The 17,432-nt window shown below is 53.1% G+C and carries 18 protein-coding genes and 3 tRNA genes; 14 read left to right on the top strand and 7 right to left on the bottom strand.

What is annotated here, in order from left to right:
* The first annotated feature begins 53 nt into the window (after positions 1–53).
* From truA to MKZ35_RS16220, 4 genes are all read left to right on the top strand, one after another.
* Positions 54–845, top strand: a complete 792-nt coding sequence (gene truA, locus MKZ35_RS16235; RefSeq protein ID WP_482514246.1) for a tRNA pseudouridine(38-40) synthase TruA — start codon at positions 54–56, stop codon at positions 843–845.
* Positions 846–1,133: 288 nt separating this feature from the next.
* Entirely contained in the window at positions 1,134–2,858 is a 1,725-nt protein-coding gene (locus MKZ35_RS16230; RefSeq protein WP_482514772.1) for an ABC transporter ATP-binding protein, read from the top strand.
* A gap of 69 nt (positions 2,859–2,927) precedes the next feature.
* Positions 2,928–3,290, top strand: coding sequence for a hypothetical protein (locus MKZ35_RS16225; RefSeq protein ID WP_482514245.1), 363 nt, complete (start codon positions 2,928–2,930; stop codon positions 3,288–3,290).
* On the top strand, positions 3,290–3,448 hold the full coding sequence (locus MKZ35_RS16220; protein WP_482514244.1) for a hypothetical protein: 159 nt from the start codon (positions 3,290–3,292) through the stop codon (positions 3,446–3,448). The genes MKZ35_RS16225 and MKZ35_RS16220 overlap by 1 nt, the downstream gene beginning before the upstream one ends.
* A gap of 69 nt (positions 3,449–3,517) precedes the next feature.
* On the opposite strand, the gene MKZ35_RS16215 is transcribed toward MKZ35_RS16220, so the two are convergent.
* The 3 genes from MKZ35_RS16215 to MKZ35_RS16205 form a co-directional block, all read right to left on the bottom strand.
* Positions 3,518–4,219, bottom strand: coding sequence for a hypothetical protein (locus MKZ35_RS16215; RefSeq protein WP_482514243.1), 702 nt, complete (start codon positions 4,217–4,219; stop codon positions 3,518–3,520).
* Between the two features lie 158 nt (positions 4,220–4,377).
* Positions 4,378–4,450, bottom strand: a tRNA-Pro gene (locus MKZ35_RS16210).
* Positions 4,451–4,549: 99 nt separating this feature from the next.
* Positions 4,550–4,623: transfer RNA gene (locus tag MKZ35_RS16205), tRNA-Pro, on the bottom strand.
* Between the two features lie 283 nt (positions 4,624–4,906).
* Between MKZ35_RS16205 and MKZ35_RS16200 the strand changes: the two genes are divergently transcribed.
* Positions 4,907–5,380, top strand: a complete 474-nt coding sequence (locus MKZ35_RS16200; RefSeq protein WP_482514242.1) for a T9SS type A sorting domain-containing protein — start codon at positions 4,907–4,909, stop codon at positions 5,378–5,380.
* A gap of 76 nt (positions 5,381–5,456) precedes the next feature.
* Here the strand turns inward: MKZ35_RS16200 and MKZ35_RS16195 are convergent, their stop codons facing one another.
* Positions 5,457–7,241: an ABC transporter ATP-binding protein gene (locus tag MKZ35_RS16195; protein WP_482514241.1), complete on the bottom strand. Its 1,785-nt coding sequence runs from the start codon at positions 7,239–7,241 to the stop codon at positions 5,457–5,459.
* A gap of 268 nt (positions 7,242–7,509) precedes the next feature.
* Between MKZ35_RS16195 and MKZ35_RS16190 the strand changes: the two genes are divergently transcribed.
* The 9 genes from MKZ35_RS16190 (at position 7,510) to coaE (ending at position 14,672) form a co-directional block, all read left to right on the top strand.
* Positions 7,510–8,601, top strand: coding sequence for a Glu/Leu/Phe/Val dehydrogenase dimerization domain-containing protein (locus tag MKZ35_RS16190; RefSeq protein WP_482514240.1), 1,092 nt, complete (start codon positions 7,510–7,512; stop codon positions 8,599–8,601).
* A 120-nt stretch (positions 8,602–8,721) separates the two neighbouring features.
* Positions 8,722–9,087, top strand: a complete 366-nt coding sequence (locus MKZ35_RS16185; RefSeq protein WP_482514239.1) for a four helix bundle protein — start codon at positions 8,722–8,724, stop codon at positions 9,085–9,087.
* Between the two features lie 58 nt (positions 9,088–9,145).
* Complete coding sequence (gene nusB / locus MKZ35_RS16180) at positions 9,146–10,330, top strand: transcription antitermination factor NusB (protein ID WP_482514238.1); 1,185 nt, start codon at positions 9,146–9,148, stop codon at positions 10,328–10,330.
* A gap of 166 nt (positions 10,331–10,496) precedes the next feature.
* Complete coding sequence (locus tag MKZ35_RS16175) at positions 10,497–10,808, top strand: YtxH domain-containing protein (protein ID WP_084443414.1); 312 nt, start codon at positions 10,497–10,499, stop codon at positions 10,806–10,808.
* 166 nt (positions 10,809–10,974) lie between these two features.
* Complete coding sequence (locus tag MKZ35_RS16170) at positions 10,975–11,976, top strand: isocitrate/isopropylmalate dehydrogenase family protein (RefSeq protein WP_482514237.1); 1,002 nt, start codon at positions 10,975–10,977, stop codon at positions 11,974–11,976.
* A 153-nt stretch (positions 11,977–12,129) separates the two neighbouring features.
* Positions 12,130–12,654 (top strand): DUF1573 domain-containing protein, encoded by a 525-nt coding sequence (locus tag MKZ35_RS16165; protein ID WP_482514236.1) that lies wholly within the window; start codon positions 12,130–12,132, stop codon positions 12,652–12,654.
* Positions 12,655–12,767: 113 nt separating this feature from the next.
* Entirely contained in the window at positions 12,768–13,085 is a 318-nt protein-coding gene (gene yajC, locus MKZ35_RS16160; RefSeq protein ID WP_482514235.1) for a preprotein translocase subunit YajC, read from the top strand.
* A 19-nt stretch (positions 13,086–13,104) separates the two neighbouring features.
* Entirely contained in the window at positions 13,105–14,070 is a 966-nt protein-coding gene (locus MKZ35_RS16155) for a YbbR-like domain-containing protein (RefSeq protein WP_482514234.1), read from the top strand.
* A complete protein-coding gene (coaE, locus tag MKZ35_RS16150) occupies positions 14,067–14,672 on the top strand; it encodes a dephospho-CoA kinase (protein WP_482514233.1) in 606 nt (201 codons plus the stop codon). Before MKZ35_RS16155 ends, coaE begins: the two co-directional genes overlap by 4 nt.
* A 144-nt stretch (positions 14,673–14,816) precedes the next feature.
* Here the strand turns inward: coaE and MKZ35_RS16145 are convergent, their stop codons facing one another.
* The 3 genes from MKZ35_RS16145 to MKZ35_RS16135 form a co-directional block, all read right to left on the bottom strand.
* Complete coding sequence (locus MKZ35_RS16145) at positions 14,817–16,457, bottom strand: glycosyltransferase family 39 protein (protein ID WP_482514232.1); 1,641 nt, start codon at positions 16,455–16,457, stop codon at positions 14,817–14,819.
* A gap of 157 nt (positions 16,458–16,614) precedes the next feature.
* Positions 16,615–17,100, bottom strand: a complete 486-nt coding sequence (locus tag MKZ35_RS16140) for a hypothetical protein (RefSeq protein WP_482514231.1) — start codon at positions 17,098–17,100, stop codon at positions 16,615–16,617.
* Between the two features lie 210 nt (positions 17,101–17,310).
* Positions 17,311–17,388 (bottom strand) — tRNA-Val (locus tag MKZ35_RS16135).
* Positions 17,389–17,432 lie beyond the last annotated feature (44 nt).

Below are 17,432 nucleotides of genomic sequence, written 5' to 3'. Positions count from 1 at the left end.
CCTTATTAAACGGTTTCCGACAGCGCATTGCGCCCGCTAAAGCCTCCGCTAACATGCGCTATTTTCTTCATCTGGCCTACGATGGCACCCGCTTCCACGGCTGGCAGGTGCAGCCCAACACGCTCACCGTGCAGCAGGAACTGGACCGGTGCCTCTCGCAGGTGCTGCGCCAGCCCGTATACTCGCTGGGCAGCGGCCGCACCGATTCGGGCGTGCACGCCAGCCACCAGGTGGCCCACTTCGACGCCGATTTGCCCCCCAGCCTCGATGAGACCACGATTCTTTATCGTCTCAACCGCGCATTGCCCCCCGACATTGCCGTGCGCCGTCTGCACGCTGTGCCGGACAAAGCACACGCCCGCTTCGATGCCGAAGCCCGCACCTACGAGTACTTCGTGCGCCTCATTCCCGATCCGTTTGGCGTTAACCAAAGCCTGTACCTCGACCGTGCGCCCGACCTAGCTGCTATGAATGCTGCCGCTGCCTACCTCGTCGGCTCCCGCGATTTTACCAGCTTTTCCAAAGTGAAAGGCGGCGAAAATCATTACATCTGTGTGTGTTATGAGGCGGGCTGGCATCCTGTTCCGGGCGGTTTGGTATTTCGCATTCGGGCCAACCGGTTTGTGCGCGGCATGGTGCGCTTGGTGGTGGGCACATTGCTAAGCGTAGGGCGTGGCAAACTGACACCGGAAGAGTTTGGCCATATTCTGCACGCCCAAAGCCGTATTGCGGCAAGCGGCGCTGCCGTGGCGAAAGGATTATTTCTGAGTAGAGTAGAGTATCCAGCGGAATTGGTAGCAGCGGAAGAGCCTACCGGAATGCCGTACTTTGTGTTGAGTTCTTAAACGCCATCCCAAAAGGCGGTCATGCTGAGGCAACGAAGCATCTCGCGTGTTTAGTAGGATTACTACTCCAACCTCAGCACGCGAGATGCTTCGCTGTGCTCAGCATGACGTTCTGGTGAAGCGGGGCGGTCTGGTTTTAGAATGACATCGTTCATTTGCAACCTCCAGCGCCCGAGTGTGGTTACTTGACATTAGTACCCTGTATCGATTAAAAAACCCTCTGTGGAGCAAACAACTACCGCCACCAAAACCGGCAATATCTTCGACTGGCAGGTGCTAAGCCGCCTGATGAAGTACGTGCGGCCCTACCGGCGGATATTTTATTTCCTGATTTTCCTGACGGTAGCCACGGCCGCATTAGGTACGTTGCGCCCTTTTCTGATCCAGAAAATGGTGGACCGCAGCATCGAGCAGGGCGACCTGACGGGCGTGAATCAGATGTTTACGCTACTGCTGGTACTGCTGGTGGCCCACACGCTGGTCAGCTATCTGCAAACCTACTTTGGCGGTTGGCTGGGCCAGTACATTGTGCGCGACATTCGGGTTGATCTATATCAACACATTCTAAATCTGCGCCTTAAGTTCTTCGACCGCACGCCCATCGGGGTGCTGGTAACCCGCAATATTTCCGACGTGGAGACCTTGTCGGATGTGTTCAGTGAGGGGCTAGCGGCGATGATTGGCGACATTTTGCAGCTGCTGTTCATCATGGGCTTCATGTTCTGGATTGACTGGCGCCTGACGCTGGTGAGCCTGTCCGTGATTCCGCCCCTGATTATCAGCACGTATGTATTTAAGGAGAAGGTGAAGCAGTCATTTCAGGAGGTGCGTACGGCGGTGGCTAACCTGAACTCCTTCGTGCAGGAGCACCTAACGGGTATGAATGTGGTACAGATCTTCAATAATGAGGAGCGCGAGTTTCGCAAGTTCAAGGCTATCAACCAGGAACACACGCGGGCCAATGTGAAGTCAGTGTTGTATTACTCCATCTATTTTCCGGTGGCCGAAGTGTTGGCCGCCATTGGCGTGGGCTTGCTGGTATGGTACGCCGCGCAAGGGCAAATTGAAGGCACTATTTCCAAGGGTGCTCTTATTGCGTTCATTCTGTATAACGCGCTGTTCTTCAGGCCAATTCGTCAAATCGCCGACCGATTTAACACCTTGCAGCTTGGCTTGGTAAGCACGGAGCGTCTGCTCAAGCTGCTGGACAGCAAAGAACTGATTGCCGACACCGGCACATTATCGCCGGCTGCTATCCGTGGCGATGTAGCGTTCGAGAAGGTCTGGTTTGCCTACAACGACGAAGAGTACGTGCTGCGCGATATCAGCTTTGAGGTGAAAGCGGGCCAAACCATTGCCTTTGTGGGCGCTACCGGCGCGGGCAAAACCTCGATCATTAACCTGCTTAGCCGCTTCTACGAGATAAACAAAGGCACTATCCGCGTCGATGGCCACGATCTGCGCGAGTTCGACCTAAAAGAGCTGCGCAAGCACATTGGCGTGGTATTGCAGGATGTGTTCCTGTTTGCGGGCACCATCGCCGACAATATCACGCTGGGCAACAAGGACATTACCGAAGCCCAAATCTGGGAAGCGGCCGATTTAGTGGGTGCCCGTCGCTTTATTGAGCGCCTGCCGGGCGGGCTCCATTACCCCGTCATGGAGCGCGGGGCCACATTGTCGGTAGGTCAGCGCCAGCTGATTAGCTTCGTGCGGGCTATGGTATATCAGCCGCGCATTATCATTCTGGACGAGGCTACCTCCTCGGTGGATAGCGAAACGGAGGAGCTGATTCAGGAGGCGATTGATAAGCTGATGGAAGGTCGCACCTCGCTGGTTATTGCGCACCGCCTTAGCACTATTCAGAAAGCCGACCGCATTATTGTGCTCGACCGGGGCGAAATCAAGGAATCGGGCACGCACGAGGAGCTATTGCGCCACGGCGGCTTCTATCAGCAGCTCTATCAGATGCAGTACAAGGACGTAAGCCTAGAAATTAGAATCGAGAAGTGAGACAGGAGAACCAAGTCTTAACTACATCTCACTTCTAATTTTTCGCTTCTCACCTCAGACTTCTAAACTATGCGTTGGTTCTGGCTTATCGGTTTTTCTTTGGCACTTGTTCTGGCCGGCGTGTATGCGTATCTGGGAGGCTTTCGCCAGCCTGAAGTAGTGGTGATAACAACTGCGAAACCCATCTTTTTGGCTGGTCGCTATTACAATGGTCCCGTCCAAGGCGATGAGTTTGGACCTTTATTTCGTCAGGCGCAACAATACAAGGAGAAAAACCACCTTCAGGGAATACTAGGCAATATCTATTACAATGATCCCGAAGCGGCCGGCGACACGGTGAAAGCCTTTATCGGCCTTATCGTAGCGGATACGGTTTCGCAGAATTTGCCCCCGGCTACCGTTACAGCACATTTAGCGGCGGGCAGCGAGTAGTGCAGGCTCGCCTGGAGGCCAGCTACATGCTAGCACCCGGCAAGCTATACAGTGGCATTAAAGAATACGCAAAGCAACAGAAATTAGGGCTCGGTCAGGTATACGTGGAGCAATTTCCGGACACCGGGCCAGTGGAAGTGCTGGCGGTAGTGAAGTAATAGGCTAAGAGCATAAAAAAGCCCTCCAGAGAATGTCTGGGGGGCTTTTTACTTGGTATAATGATCGTTTTATTGGCGACCTATGTAGTAGGAGGCTCCCAGCGTCAGGCTGCTCAAACCGAAATTGGCCCCGAAGCTTGAATCCTTGCTTTCCGTTCCGTATTGACTTGGCTGTAAATCATCAGGTTTGGAGCGGGCACTACTATAGCCTATATTCCCCATTGTCAGTTCCAGCCCAAGCTTGTTGGTAGGGAAGAAAACCAGCGCCGGCGTAATATTTACAAAAGCTCCATTGCCTTTATGCTTCTGCGTGAGAAAGCCCGGCTCATCACTTTCCTGAGTACTTTGTTGGTGATAGTACCCAGCCGATAATTGACCATAAAAGCCAAAATTCTCTGTCGGCAGATAGTAATAGCGCAAGAAGGGTGCTACTCTGAAAGAGTTGGATTTAGAAACTCGCTCCACCGTATTAGACGACAGCCCTGTGTAATAAGGGGATGTGTACTTATGAGAGTTGAAGCCAACGCTGAGGCCGAGCGCTAAGTTTTCGGCCACGAATAAGCCGTTGCTGGGGCTTATGCTGAAATTGCGGTTAGTCGTTTCAAACTCACGCTGATTAACTGGGATTGATGGGTTATCATGAGTATTTTTAGAGGTAGAACTTCCGTACCCGATGCCGCCGCCGAATAGCGCGGTGCCTTTGCTGATTTGGGCCTGTGCCGCCGATGTGGCAACACCTAAAAGAAGGGCAGAAAAAAGAAATATCTTCATGCAGAAGGTTAAAGAAGGGTGAATAGATAAAAAGGGCAATACCAAACAGGCAAAGAACGCAACCAGACTTGCATATTGTATATAGCATATAATATTATTTATAACACGAAAAAGCCCCCAGAGAATATTTGGGGGGCTTTTTAGAGAGTTAAGCTAAGTCGGGGTGGCAGGATTCGAACTACGGCCTCATCGTCCCGCACGACGCGCGCTACCGGGCTGCGCTACACCCCATTAGAGGTATCATATAAGGCACCAAGCCTTCCTTTTACCGCACAAAAAAGCCTCCGAATCGAAATTCGAAGGCTTCTTTTAAACAGCGAACTGTTTTTGTCGGAGTGGCAGGATTCGAACCTACGACCTCCAGCACCCCATGCTGGCGCGATACCAGGCTACGCTACACCCCGATGGTATTGAGCTGCAAAGATAAGACACGATTTGGGTTTGGCACAATCTTCGGAAGGATAAAATTTGTGGCCAAAACTGATAAAGCTGCCCAAGCACTTCCCAAACACAAACTGAAAAGTTTGATGAAAAGAAGAAGCCCCTTGCCAGCAGATGGGGTAATATCTATTTATCAGTTGAGCCTGAATAGAATGCAGTTGTAAAGAGGAAAATTAGAATAGAAGAATACCAACTGTATTATACTTTTACAGGATATTGACTTTATCTCTTTCGTTTCGGATGCACATGAAAAACTTTACTGTATTGCTGGGCTTAGGAATGGTCATTTTACTGACAGTGCCGACACAAGCCCAAACGAAAACCGCTGCTACGCCTGCTGCTAAGTCAGCCGCGCCGGTTACCTCCGCGCCAGTCGCTTCTGCTGCTGTAGTAGAGAAGCCAGCCGATGCTACCGTGCCCGCTGGTGCGCCCTCCTTGATAACCGATAAGATGGAAGCACCAGCCGCTTCTTCCGGAGCGCTTAAGGTAAGCCTGGATAATAACCCTTTGACCAAGAGCCTGATTGTGCGCACTGACGCCGCCGGCCCTACCCGCGTAGAAATAAACGACGGCGAAGGCCGGCCCGTGCTGACCCGCAATATGATGGTGGGCAATAAGCCAACTTCGCTTGACGTAAGTCGCTTACCTGCTGGCTACTATATTGTGCAATGCACCGCTGGCGAGCGCAAAGGCATGCGCCGGGTAATGCTTGGTCAATAAGAATCAACATACTAAAAAAGCCCCCCAGACGACTCTGGGGGGCTTTTTTGTTTGATACAAACTTGTAGCGCTAGGCTTACACTTCTTCCGTCTGCAACTGGCGCTCGTAGAGGGCACGGTAGAGGCCATTCGCATCGGCCATCAGGGCAGCGTGGGTGCCGTGTTGCACGATCTGGCCGTCGTCGAGAACGAGAATCTCATCAGCCAGCTTCACGGATGATACCCGATGGGAAATGATGAGACTGGTGCGGTTGGCCATAATGCGTTGCAGGCTACCCAGAATGGCATTCTCCGTGTTGGTATCCACGGCCGAAAGCGAGTCATCCAGAATGAGGATTTTGGGCTCTTTGACTAAGGCGCGGGCAATGCTGACGCGCTGTTTTTGCCCCCCGGATAGCGTAATGCCCCGCTCACCGAGCTTGGTATCGAAGCCCAGCGGAAACTGCACGATATTATCGTACACGTTGGCGTCTTTGGCCGCTTGCAGCATTCTCTCCTCGGTCGGGTTTTCAAGGCCGAAGTTGATATTGTTTCGGATGGAGTCAGAAAACAGAAAGACATCCTGGGGTACGTAGCCGATTTGCTCCCGTAGCGACGTCAGGGCGTAGTCGCGTACGTCGGTGTCGTCGAGTAGAATGCTGCCGTCGGTTACGTCGTAGAGGCGGCAGATCAGGGCAGCCACGGTGCTTTTGCCCGAGCCCGTATTGCCGATAACCGCCAACGTTTGACCGGGCCGGATACGGAAGCTGACGTTTTTAAGCGCCTGGATACCCGTGTCGGGATACGTGAAGGACACGTTGTCGAATACGATATCACCCCGAATGTCGCGCTCTACATGCTGACGCGAGATGATATCCGTCTTCCGATGCATGAACTCGTTGATGCGCGCCTGCGAAGCTTCCGCCCGCTGCACGAGGCTGCTGGTCCAGCCCAGCGCCGTAACGGGCCAGGTAAGCAGGTTCACGTAGATTAGAAATTCAGCAATGCTACCCACACTGATAGTACCGCGAATAACTTCCTGCCCGCCAATCCAGACGGTGATAATGGTGCTTAAGCCCACCAGGAATAGAATCAAAGGGAAAAACAGGGAGTTCACGAAGTTCAGACTCAGTGACTTCTCGCGGTAATTGTCGCTGGCTGCGGTGAACTGCTGGTGCGAATCCTCTTCGCGCACAAAGGACTTCAGCACCCGAATACCCGAAAATGCCTCCTGCACGAAAGTGGTCATGCTGGAGAGGGAACGTTGAATCTCGTCGGACTTGCGCTCAATCAGATTATTGACGTAGAAAATGCTGATGGACAGAATGGGCAGGGGCAAAAGCGTATAAATCGTCAGCTTCACGTTCACCATCAGCATCAGCGGGATGATGAGCACAAACAGAATGACTAGCTGCATAAAGTACATAAGCGCCGGCCCGATGTACATGCGCACGCGGCCCACATCCTCGGAGATGCGCGACATCAGGTCGCCGGTGTTGTGACGACGATAAAAGCTCAGCGGCAGCGACTGGTAGTGCTGGAAAATCTCGTTCTTCTGGTCGTTCTCCACCCGCCGCGACATCACAATTAGCGTCTGGCGCATAAAGAACAGGAAAATGCCCCGCAGCAGCGCCATAATCACGATGAGCAGGCCATAGAGCAGCACGTTGCGCCCAAACAGCTCATACACGCCGCTTTGCGCCTGCGTGCCGGCAAAAAGGTGATATAAGTCGATGCCCTCATTCACCAAATCGAAGGCGTAGCGCACGATTTGGGCCGGAAAAATAGCCAGCAGCGTCGACAGCGCCACGAATAGCACGCCGCCCAGGAAGTGCCATTTATAGCGGTACAGATACTTATTGGTAGAGGCAAGAGCGCGCACAGGTCGAGGGGTTGGAATGGGTAAGCGAAGGAGGCCGCCGAACCGTGTAAGCCCGACGGCTGGGGGGCAAAATCAGAAAATCGGGTTACTTTTGCCCCCAAATTGAGGGGTAATGCTAAGCTCCAGCTCAGTAATTCGTCGTACGTCTAACGGTAGTTACGACCACAACGATTCACCACACTGGAGCTTCGTCTTGCCCTCAAAGATACAACAACCGCTTTCCACCCATTTTACCTTCCCACCCACCCTTTTTAATTTTTTGTCCCGCATGGTTGAAATCCAGGAGTTGACCGATACCTCGGTCTTCGGTCAGATTGCCGAGCATCAACACGAACAGGTCGTATTCTGCCATGACCACGAGACTGGCCTCAAGGCTATTATCGGTATCCACAATACGGTGCTGGGCCCGGCCTTGGGCGGTACCCGCATGTGGGAGTACGCCTCCGACGCAGAAGCCCTGAATGACGTGCTGCGTCTCTCACGCGGCATGACCTATAAGGCAGCCATTTCGGGCCTGAACTTAGGCGGCGGCAAAGCTGTCATCATCGGCGACGCCAAAACGCAAAAATCCGAAGCCCTGCTGCGCAAGTTTGGCCGCTTCGTAAAGAACCTCAACGGCAAGTACATCACGGCCGAAGACGTAGGGATGACGACCAAGGATATGCAGTATATCCGCATGGAAACCAAGCACGTAGCTGGCCTGCCCGAGAGCATGGGCGGCTCCGGCGACCCCTCGCCCGTGACGGCTTTTGGTACCTACATGGGCATGAAAGCCGCCGCCAAAAAGGCCTTCGGATCGGAGAGTCTGGCTGGCAAGCGCATTGCGGTGCAGGGCGTAGGCCACGTGGGGGGCTATTTGTTGGAGCACCTCATTAAGGAAGGCGCCAAAATCGTGCTGACCGACTACTACGAGGACCGCAAGCTGGAAATGGCTGCCAAGTACAACGCGGTAGCCGTAGGCCTCGATGAAATCTACGATCAGGACGTAGACATCTATTCGCCTTGCGCACTGGGTGCTACTATCAATAATGACACGATTGACCGTTTGAAGTGCCGTGTTATTGCGGGCTGCGCCAACAATCAGCTGCAGGACGAGAACGTGCATGGCCCGGCGCTGGTAGAGCGCGGCATCGTCTACGCGCCCGACTTTCTCATCAATGCTGGGGGGCTAATTAATGTCTACTCCGAGGTAATTGGTGGTAGCCGCAAGTCAGCCCTTAGCCAGACTGAAAAGATTTACGACTTCACCACCGAGGTACTTAACAAGGCGGAGCAGGAGGGTACTCATCCTCAGAAAGCCGCCATTCGCCAGGCTGAGCAACGTATTGCTGCATTAGGCAAGGTAAAATCAACTTATTAAGAGAAGTGAGATATGAGAAGTGAGAGGTGAGACTTTTTTGCTTGTTTCGCCTCAAGCATATTTAAGAAGAGATAAGTTTAAAGTCTCACCTTTCACTTCTCATATCTCACTTCTAAACACATGAAGCACCGGTTCAGGGAACTTAAAGTCTGGCAAAAAGCAATGGAAGTAGCACGTCTGACTTACGTAACCTGTGCTGACTTTCCAAATGAAGAGCGATTTGGGTTGATTTCACAAATGCGCCGGGCAGCAGTCTCAATTCCTTCAAACGTAGCCGAAGGCGCAGGGCGAAATTCAGTGAAAAAGTTTCAACATTTCCTGTCCATTTCCAACGGCTCATCTTACGAATTGGAAACACAGTTTCTATTGGCTGAATCTTTTGGCTATATCAACGCTTCTGTAACGGAAGAAATGTGTGGCCGCATAGAAGAATTGCAGCGCATGCTACATGGGTTGAAAAAATCCCTAAACGATCAAACTACCTAATCAATAAGAGGCGGCAGAAGTCTCACTTCTCACTTCTCTGTACTCACTTCTAGAACAAATGCTCAATCGTCGCTCGCTTCGCATCAAGGTTATGCAGGCCCTATACGCTTACCATCAGGCAGTAGGGTCAGATTTTCTGCTGGCCAATGACCGCATTGCCGAGGAATTCGCCCCCGATCTCACTTCCCCCGAACCCCAGGACCGTAAGGTGTTGCAGGGCCGGCGCAAGCTAGCGGAGGTCATCTTTAAGGAATGGCACAAGACCAAAGCCGAACCGGAAAAAATCGAAGATGCTGCCGTGAACGAGGCCGTGGCCGATGCCATCAGCTTCTACGAAAAGCAGGTCAAGAAAGAAGGAACTTTCTTTGAGGGGCAAATGCTGCACGCCGCTGAAAGTATTCACGACCAATACCTTCATCTGCTGAATCTGCTGACGGCTTTGCTGCGCGTGATGGAAGAGGAGCGCGACCGGGAAGCGCGGCGGTTTACCCCGTCCAAGGAAGCATTGCTTGATACTACTCGCTTTGAGCAAAACCAGGTGCTGGAGAAGCTCGTGGGCAACAAGCAGCTGCAGGACCTCACCATTCGGCGTAAGCTGCAGTGGAACGGCGAGCAGGAAATGGAGGCGCTGCGCACCGCCTGGCGCCAGGAAATAAAGCAGGATGCCGAGTTTCAGGCGTATCTGGCCGCGCCGGGGGGCAATTATGTCGAAGACCAGGAGGCGCTGAAGAACCTGTACAAAACCTTCGTGTTTAAGGAAGGCGCCCTGGCTACCCAACTGGATGAGGCCGACCTAAATTGGGAAGAAAATCGCTCAGTGGTCAAAAACCTGGTGGTCAAAACCCTGAAGATGCTGGATGAGGCAGCCGATGAGAACTTGGAGCTCATGGCGCTTTCAGCCAATTGGGCCGAGGACAAGGAGTTTACTCAAAGCCTGTATCAGCAAACGCTCGCCGACGACGAGCGCTACGAAAAGCTAATTGCCGAATCGGTGCAGAACTGGGACGTCGAGCGCGTAGCCCAACTCGATAAGATTGTGCTGAAAATGGCCCTCTGCGAGATGCACCTTTTCCGCAGCATTCCGGTGAAGGTGACCATCAACGAGTACATCGAAATCAGTAAAATTTACAGCACGCCCAAAAGCAAGCAGTTCATTAACGGTATTCTGGATAAGCTGGCCCAGGATTTGACGGCTAGCGGTGCTATCCGTAAGTCGGGTCGCGGCTTACTCGATAATCAGTAGTTTTTTAGAAATGAGTACAAAGACGTGAGACGTGAGACGTGAGACTTTCTCCAGTTGTCAGCTAAGCTTTATATCTCATTTGACGTGTTTGCGTACTTAACGGTAGCGCATGTCTCACTTCTCGCCTCTCTATACTCACTTCTCACTTCTCACTTCTCCAAAAAATATGGGTAGCAAAACCACTACCGGCCTTGTGTGCTTCGCGGGCGGTGCCCTTACCGGAGCTGTTTTGGGTCTGCTGTACGCGCCTGAAAAAGGCCGCGAAACCCGCAGCTGGCTTAGTTATCAGCTCGAAAAGTACCGCGAGGTACTGGCTGATCTTACCGAAAGCCTGGTGACGAGCCGGGTAGATGCCGGCCCTTCCACGGCTAAGTCGGAAGGGCAGAAAGTAATTCGCGAAGCCAAAGACAAAGCGGAGCAGCTGCTCGGCGATGTAGATCAGCTCATCAACCAGATTAATTCCCGTAAGACGGTTTAGGTAATGCGCTGACTTGACGGTGTGCTGATGTGCTTAGGATGGTTTTCCATCGAGGCGCATCAGCACACTCGCATTTCACGCGGCCAAGTAGCTACAGCGCTTTACCTGAAAATGCCGATTCGTTTTACGGCACATTTGCACATCAAACAATCAGTAGATCAATAGAATGCATACAATCACCCTTATTCCCGGCGACGGCATCGGGCCCGAAATCACGAAGGCCGTTACAGATATTTTTAGTGCCGCCCAAGTACCCGTGCAGTGGGAAGAGCAGAACGCCGGCCAAACGACTTTCGACCAATCGGGCGAGTTGATTCCGCAGGCGCTGCTGGACTCGTTGGAGAAAAACCGCGTGGCCCTGAAAGGTCCCATCACGACGCCCGTCGGCAAAGGCTTCCGCAGCATCAACGTGTCGCTGCGCCAGAAATACGACCTCTATCAGAACGTGCGCCCATCTAAGACCAATGCCGGCATTGTGACACGCTACGAAGGCATTGATATCGTGTTGTTTCGAGAAAATACCGAAGGCTTGTACTCGGGCCTGGAAACGTGGGATGAGCGCCTGGGCATTGCTGATTCTACGAACCGCATTACGGTAGCGGGTTCGCGCAAGATTTGTCGGGCCGCCTTTGCGTATGCTGCCAAGCATAACCGCAAGAAGGTAACGCTGGCGCACAAGGCCAACATCATCAAGATGGCCGGCACCTTGATGCTCAACGCCTGCAAAGAAGCGGCGGCGGAGTTTCCGCAGGTGCAGTTTGAGGAGAAAATCATCGATAACATGTGCATGCAGCTCGTTAATAAGCCCGAGCAGTTTGATGTTATCGTGACTACTAACCTCTTCGGTGATATTCTGTCTGACCTTTGCGCCGGCCTCGTAGGCGGCTTGGGTGTGGTAGCGGGCGCCAACATCGGCGACGATATGGCCGTGTTTGAAGCCGTGCACGGCTCAGCGCCGGACATTGCCGGCCAAGGCAAAGCTAACCCTACGGCCCTGCTTCGCTCGGCCCTGATGATGCTTCACCACCTCGGCGAGCACACGCACGCCGACCGCCTCGAAGCTGCCCTGGATGCCACGCTGATGCAAAAAGAGAAGTGCACCGGCGACCTGGGGGGCAAAGCCTCGACCAGCGAGTTTGCCCAGGCCGTAATTGATAATTTAAAGTAGAAAAAGCCCCCCAGCACCTAATTTTATGCGCCTCAACAGGGGCAGATGGGTGCCAGGTGCCGGAACCCTGCATAGCATTCACCTGTTTTAGTTTTTTTAATTGAAAACGAAGAACTTAGGCTGTCCAAATAGGACGGTCTGCTAACCAACTCCATGAAACGTACCCTGATTCCCTCCTTGTTCGCCTTTGCATTGTTGCTGGGCGCTTGCGACAGTAGTAGTTCCACTGACGTAGGCACCGCCGGCATGAACGCCGCCGCTACCGCCGCTGAAGTTACGGCCAGCCCGGTAGTTGATAACCCCAACGTAACCAGCGAAACCGAAGCGCCCAACCCCAACGCGCCGGTGATGACCTTCGCCGAAACCGAGCACAACTTCGGCGATATTAAGCCTGGTGAGGTGGTAAAGCACACCTTTGCCTTCACCAACACCGGAAAGAGCCCCCTGCTGATTGAAAACGCAACGGCTTCCTGCGGTTGCACCACGCCCAACTGGACCAAAGAGCCCATTGCTCCCGGTGGCAAAGGCACCATTGACGTGCAGTTTGATAGTCAAGGCAAAACTGGCCTTCAGAACAAGCAGATAGCAATTCGGGCCAACACGCAGCCTACTATCACCCAGATTGCTATTCGTACCAATATCCTGCCTGACGGCCAGAACGGACCGTTAGCTCAATAAAACGATAAGCAAGGGCGGCCCGCAAGCCGCTCTTGCTATTTTTGCTGACTCGTGCGTTGCTGCCGGCTACCTTGGTGGCTGCGGTATTTTCTCCTTAACCCAACACCTTTCCAATGTTCCTCACGCTTTTATTGCAAGCCCCGGCGGGGGGCATTACCCAGTTTCTGTTTCCGGTAGCTATTGCTGCCGTGGTGTATTTCTTCATGATCCGGCCGCAGCAGAAGCGGGCGTCCACGGCGCGTAAATTCCGCGAGTCGCTGACCAAAGGTGCTACCGTGGTTACTATTGGTGGCCTGCACGGCAAAGTCGTGGATGTGCACGAAGAGTCGGTAATTGTAGAAGTAGACCGGGGCACCCGCCTCAAGTTTGATCGTAGTGCCATTGCGCGGGAGGTAACTCCAGGTGCGAAGGCTCCCGTAACAACGCTATAATTGCCTTAACTATACCGCTTTGCCGCTCACTCGTGCTGCCCGTCTGGTTCGCTGGTTCACCAGCCCGTTTTACGGGCAGGAGAGTAGCTACTGGCGGGCAGTTACCGTTTGTTTTGTGGCGGCCTCCACGTTTTGGCTGCTGAATGCGCTGAATAAAACCTATTCTACCCGCATTACTTACCCCTTGACCTGGCGCTACGACGCGACGCGCTATATACCGGTGCAGCCGCTTCCCAGCGAGGTAGCCGTAAACGTGACGGGGCGCGGCTGGAAGCTGTTGCGCAAAAGCCTGATGCTGGATGTGAAGCCGGCGGAGGTGCCCATAAGCCGCGTACCCACGGCCACGCGCTTTGTCACGGGCCGGTCATTGCAGCCGGCGCTTCAGGCGGCTATGGAAGGCATGCAGTTCAATTATATTCTGACCGATACGCTTTGGGTAGAGTTTGATGAGTTGGTAACACGTCGCCTGCCGTTAGCGCTCAGCCCCGATGTTGATGGTTCCGCTTTGCCCTACGCGGCGCGCTTTGTGCCCGAAAGCATTGCTTTTCGGGGTCCGTCCCGCACTGTGAATCGCCTGTCCAGCCCTTACCCCGTGCATTTGCCCAAGGCGCCGGCCGGTAGCAGCGACGGCGCCATTATAGTACCAATCGGCGGGCCGGCCTCAGTCGAAACCAATGTGCAGGAAATCCAGGTGCGCCTGCGGCTGCGCCCCCTGCTCACGGTGCCCGTGCAGGTAGTACCTGAGCTCAACAATTTTCCGGTTGGGGAGCAGTTCCGGTTCTTCCCCGCTACCGTAACCGTGGAGGTGCAGTGCTTTCCCGAAGATACTGCCCAATTGAATCTGCAGGAGCTGCGCGTAATGTTGAACTACCGCAAACTAACTGCCCCCGATTCTAGCTTGGAACCTATGCTCGTACAAGCGCCTACCTTAGCCCGCGGCACGCTTATCAAAACGTCTGCCGTACGCGTTTCACGGGTTCGATGAGGATGCTGCGGATCGGTATTACCGGCGGGATTGGATCGGGGAAGAGCATTGTCTGCCGGTTGTTTCATCTGCTGGGCGCACCTGTTTACGACTCTGACTATCGAGCCAAATGGATCATGGCCAATGATTTGAGTCTGCGAGCTGAGCTATTGACCACCTTTGGCTCTCAGACATTTAGTGAAACGGGCCAGCTAGATCGAGCGTATCTGGCTCGCGTCGCCTTCTCTGACCCCGCGCAGCTAGCCCAGCTTAATGCCTTGGTGCATCCGCATGTGGGCCGCGACTTTGAAACCTGGGCGACAGCGCAGCAGCAAGCGGGGCATCCGTATCTGCTGAAAGAAGCGGCTTTGCTCTTCGAGTCGGGCGTTTACCGGCAACTCGACCGTATTATCACCGTTTTTGCCCCCCAGCAAGTGCGGCAGGCCCGCGTATTGCGCCGCGACCCTCATCGTACTGCTGCTGATATTCTAGCTATCGTAGACAAGCAAATGAGCGAGGAGGAGAAGGTGCAGCGCGCCGATTATGTTGTGTATAACGACGACCAGCAGTTGCTACTGCCACAGGTGCTGGCGCTCGATACGCTGTTCAGACAATCGGCTTAGTACTTCGCTATCTGATTATCATGCTGTGCTCGAAGGCTCGGTTAGGGTCAAAAAGCTTGCGGTACGTAACGTGTGTTTTAGAAATTTGGGTTCCGATAGAGCGGATAAGAGCCAACATGCCAAGATGGAAACCGCCGACCCAGTTCAGTTCAATCTCCATAGAGCCAGCCTCCTAAGGACGGCGAAACACAGACAGTATCTTGATGCCTTCAGCCCGAATAACGTAAACTTCCTGCCCCACGCTATCGGCGTAGGTTTGGGGGTGCCAGCGGTAAGCGGTAATAAAGTAACGGGCACCGGCATTGGGGACATACCGAATACGCGCACGCTCAACGGGGGCAAAATTAAAGAGTTGTTATAAAGAGGATAGTGAAACGGCACCTGAATAGAAATCTGAGCGGCTGAGTCACGAGCAAGTACCCATTCTAATCCCTGGCGATACGCCAAGCCCCAGTAATCACGCTCAAACAAGCGCTCAGCCGTTGAGGCAGGTAGAAAGCTGAAATAGACATTCTGATAAGGGTGTAAAAGCACCATTCGGGTGGCTGTACGGGCAACCTCCAGGCCGCCTAAGCCCAACGCCACTAGCGCCAGAGTGCGCTTTAACCCCCGTTGCTGCCTTACCGATGCAACTAAGATGCGTACACCTTGTACTGCTAGCAGTAAGAATGCCGGGTATATAAAGTAAAGATGGCGCCAGCTCTCATAGAGCGAGGTTCTAAATAGGATAACTATCACCAAGGGCCCCAGAAACCACAGGAGCAGCAGCAGCTGAAGCCGGCCGGTAGCTTGCACTAATGATTGGCGCAAAGCCAGCACCCACGCTGATAGACCTAAACATGCCGCCATAGTATAAGGCACGGGGGTAGTAATACTGATCCATACTAAGATATAGTGCCAGGGCAGCTGATTAGCTGGTAAAAATGCCCCCCAGTACAAGTTGGTAAAGGGCCACGGGTAGCGGCCCATGCGCGGCAGCGCTTGCCAGAGGTCAGCCCACGATAAGGACCATAAATAGGGCCAGCCAGCTACAATGCCAAGCACGGCAAATACCCCGTACCATAGCCCGATTTTGGCGTAATGCTGCGGCGTATAAGCGGAAGTAGAATGCCTGGTTCGGGACTCCATCCATAACAACAGCGCCGTAAATAGGAATAGCTGAAGTCCTTGCACCCTTATATCAACAGCCAGCGCCGTGGCTAATCCATGAATGATAGCCCGGCCAGGAGTAGGGTGTGCCATTAACTCAATCAGGGTGTACATGGCTAAAGTGAAAAAAGCCATGTACACGATGTCTTTGCCATTATAGAAGGCCTCGGCAAAGAAGCGCGGGGAAAGCACCAGCATAGCCGCGGCGAGAAGACCCCAGCGCCAGTCTTGAAAAACAGCTGATCCGATCCGATACAAAGCCCATACGCCAAGCGTGAATACCAGAAATACACAGAAGTGCCGTAGTAGATAGAAGGATCGGGAGTCGTCGTGAGCGATTAAATAGCCCAATAGCGCGACTGGAATTTCAAAAACGGGCCCGTGGTCGCTGTCCTTAAAAGCCTTTATGTCGGGAATCAGGTGGCTACCTGGCTGCTGTGCCACTAACGTCGGCGCTACTAATTGGGCGACGTACTTTACACTCACTAGTCCATTCAGGTGGTTGTTCGGCTCATCCCAGGAGACTCCGTAATCATCATGCAGCCAAATGCCCAGCCCAAGTATTGCCAGAAAAAAGCCCCCCACAATCCACCGGCTACCCACTTTGAAGATGTAAAAACGAAACAGATCAGGCATAAAGAGTGCGACAGCCGCTACAATGGCGGCGCAAGTTAATAGCTAGCCAGGCAAGAGATTGGACAGATTTGTTTGTTGAAATGCCCAACTGTAGCCACAAAAAAGCCCGCTTCACGAGTGAAGCGGGCTTTTTTGTGGCTACAGTTGGGCAAGATCCTTAGATAGACCCATAAGTAACTGTACGAACAGTAGTTGCACCGTTGCTGGTCGATGTCTGCTTAACAACCAAGGTCGAAGAAGTCAAATCAGCGGCCCCGCTAAGCGTAGAGGGGAAGTTCGGGCACAAGCACGGCTCAGTAAAAGTGATGACCGTGCGGTCGGCGTTCCAGCTCCAGGTGCCAGCTGCCGTTTGTGGGTCGTTAGAGGCACATTTGCTGGGGCCTTCATTTATCTCCAAGACATTTTTATCGTTGAAGCGGATGAAATCATCCTTGCCACAAGCGGCTAATGCCGCGTAGTTGTCAACAGTTGTGGTAGCGCCGGCGCTAGTTGTGGTCACACTAACATCGGCCGTTGCACGCCAGTCTTTGTTGATCAGCAAGGTGGTTTTCGCGTCAACTGGATCTGGGTCACTCTTTTTAGGACAAGCAGTAAAAATGCCAGCGAGCAACAACAGGAGGGTAATATGGAACAGATTTTTCATGGTAGCGAGATGGATGGAAATGGAGCAACTCAGCAGTATCACAGCTGCCGTAAAGACAAGCTGAATACGCTATACGCTTCAGCAGGTTACTTTACTATAAAAATTCCACTAAACTGAGTGAAAATATTGATTTTTTACGGGCTGTAGCATATAAATCTGATTCAAGCACGTAGAAAAACAAAAAAGGACAGCCGTTGCCGACTGTCCTTTTGGTGGGAGATACTGGGTTCGAACCAGTGACCCTCTGCTTGTAAGGCAGATGCTCTGAACCAGCTGAGCTAATCTCCCTTTGTTCCCGTTTGGGATGGCAAATATGGCAGGTCATTTTCGAA

This window comes from Hymenobacter sp. R533113 (assembly GCF_056835965.1).
Note: the sequence above shows the minus strand (reverse complement) of the source record. Positions and strands in the feature narration are given on the sequence as shown.

What these genes read in the sequence shown, in the direction of transcription:
- truA (WP_482514246.1), top strand. Translation starts at nt 54, where the DNA reads ATGCGCTATTTTCTTCATCTGGCCTACGATGGCACCCGCTTCCACGGC.
- MKZ35_RS16230 (WP_482514772.1), top strand. Translation starts at nt 1,134, where the DNA reads ATGAAGTACGTGCGGCCCTACCGGCGGATATTTTATTTCCTGATTTTC.
- MKZ35_RS16225 (WP_482514245.1), top strand. Translation starts at nt 2,928, where the DNA reads ATGCGTTGGTTCTGGCTTATCGGTTTTTCTTTGGCACTTGTTCTGGCC.
- MKZ35_RS16215 (WP_482514243.1), bottom strand. Translation starts at nt 4,219, where the DNA reads ATGAAGATATTTCTTTTTTCTGCCCTTCTTTTAGGTGTTGCCACATCG.
- MKZ35_RS16200 (WP_482514242.1), top strand. Translation starts at nt 4,907, where the DNA reads ATGAAAAACTTTACTGTATTGCTGGGCTTAGGAATGGTCATTTTACTG.
- MKZ35_RS16190 (WP_482514240.1), top strand. Translation starts at nt 7,510, where the DNA reads ATGGTTGAAATCCAGGAGTTGACCGATACCTCGGTCTTCGGTCAGATT.
- MKZ35_RS16185 (WP_482514239.1), top strand. Translation starts at nt 8,722, where the DNA reads ATGAAGCACCGGTTCAGGGAACTTAAAGTCTGGCAAAAAGCAATGGAA.
- nusB (WP_482514238.1), top strand. Translation starts at nt 9,146, where the DNA reads ATGCTCAATCGTCGCTCGCTTCGCATCAAGGTTATGCAGGCCCTATAC.
- MKZ35_RS16175 (WP_084443414.1), top strand. Translation starts at nt 10,497, where the DNA reads ATGGGTAGCAAAACCACTACCGGCCTTGTGTGCTTCGCGGGCGGTGCC.
- MKZ35_RS16170 (WP_482514237.1), top strand. Translation starts at nt 10,975, where the DNA reads ATGCATACAATCACCCTTATTCCCGGCGACGGCATCGGGCCCGAAATC.
- MKZ35_RS16165 (WP_482514236.1), top strand. Translation starts at nt 12,130, where the DNA reads ATGAAACGTACCCTGATTCCCTCCTTGTTCGCCTTTGCATTGTTGCTG.
- yajC (WP_482514235.1), top strand. Translation starts at nt 12,768, where the DNA reads ATGTTCCTCACGCTTTTATTGCAAGCCCCGGCGGGGGGCATTACCCAG.
- coaE (WP_482514233.1), top strand. Translation starts at nt 14,067, where the DNA reads ATGAGGATGCTGCGGATCGGTATTACCGGCGGGATTGGATCGGGGAAG.
- MKZ35_RS16145 (WP_482514232.1), bottom strand. Translation starts at nt 16,457, where the DNA reads ATGCCTGATCTGTTTCGTTTTTACATCTTCAAAGTGGGTAGCCGGTGG.
- MKZ35_RS16140 (WP_482514231.1), bottom strand. Translation starts at nt 17,100, where the DNA reads ATGAAAAATCTGTTCCATATTACCCTCCTGTTGTTGCTCGCTGGCATT.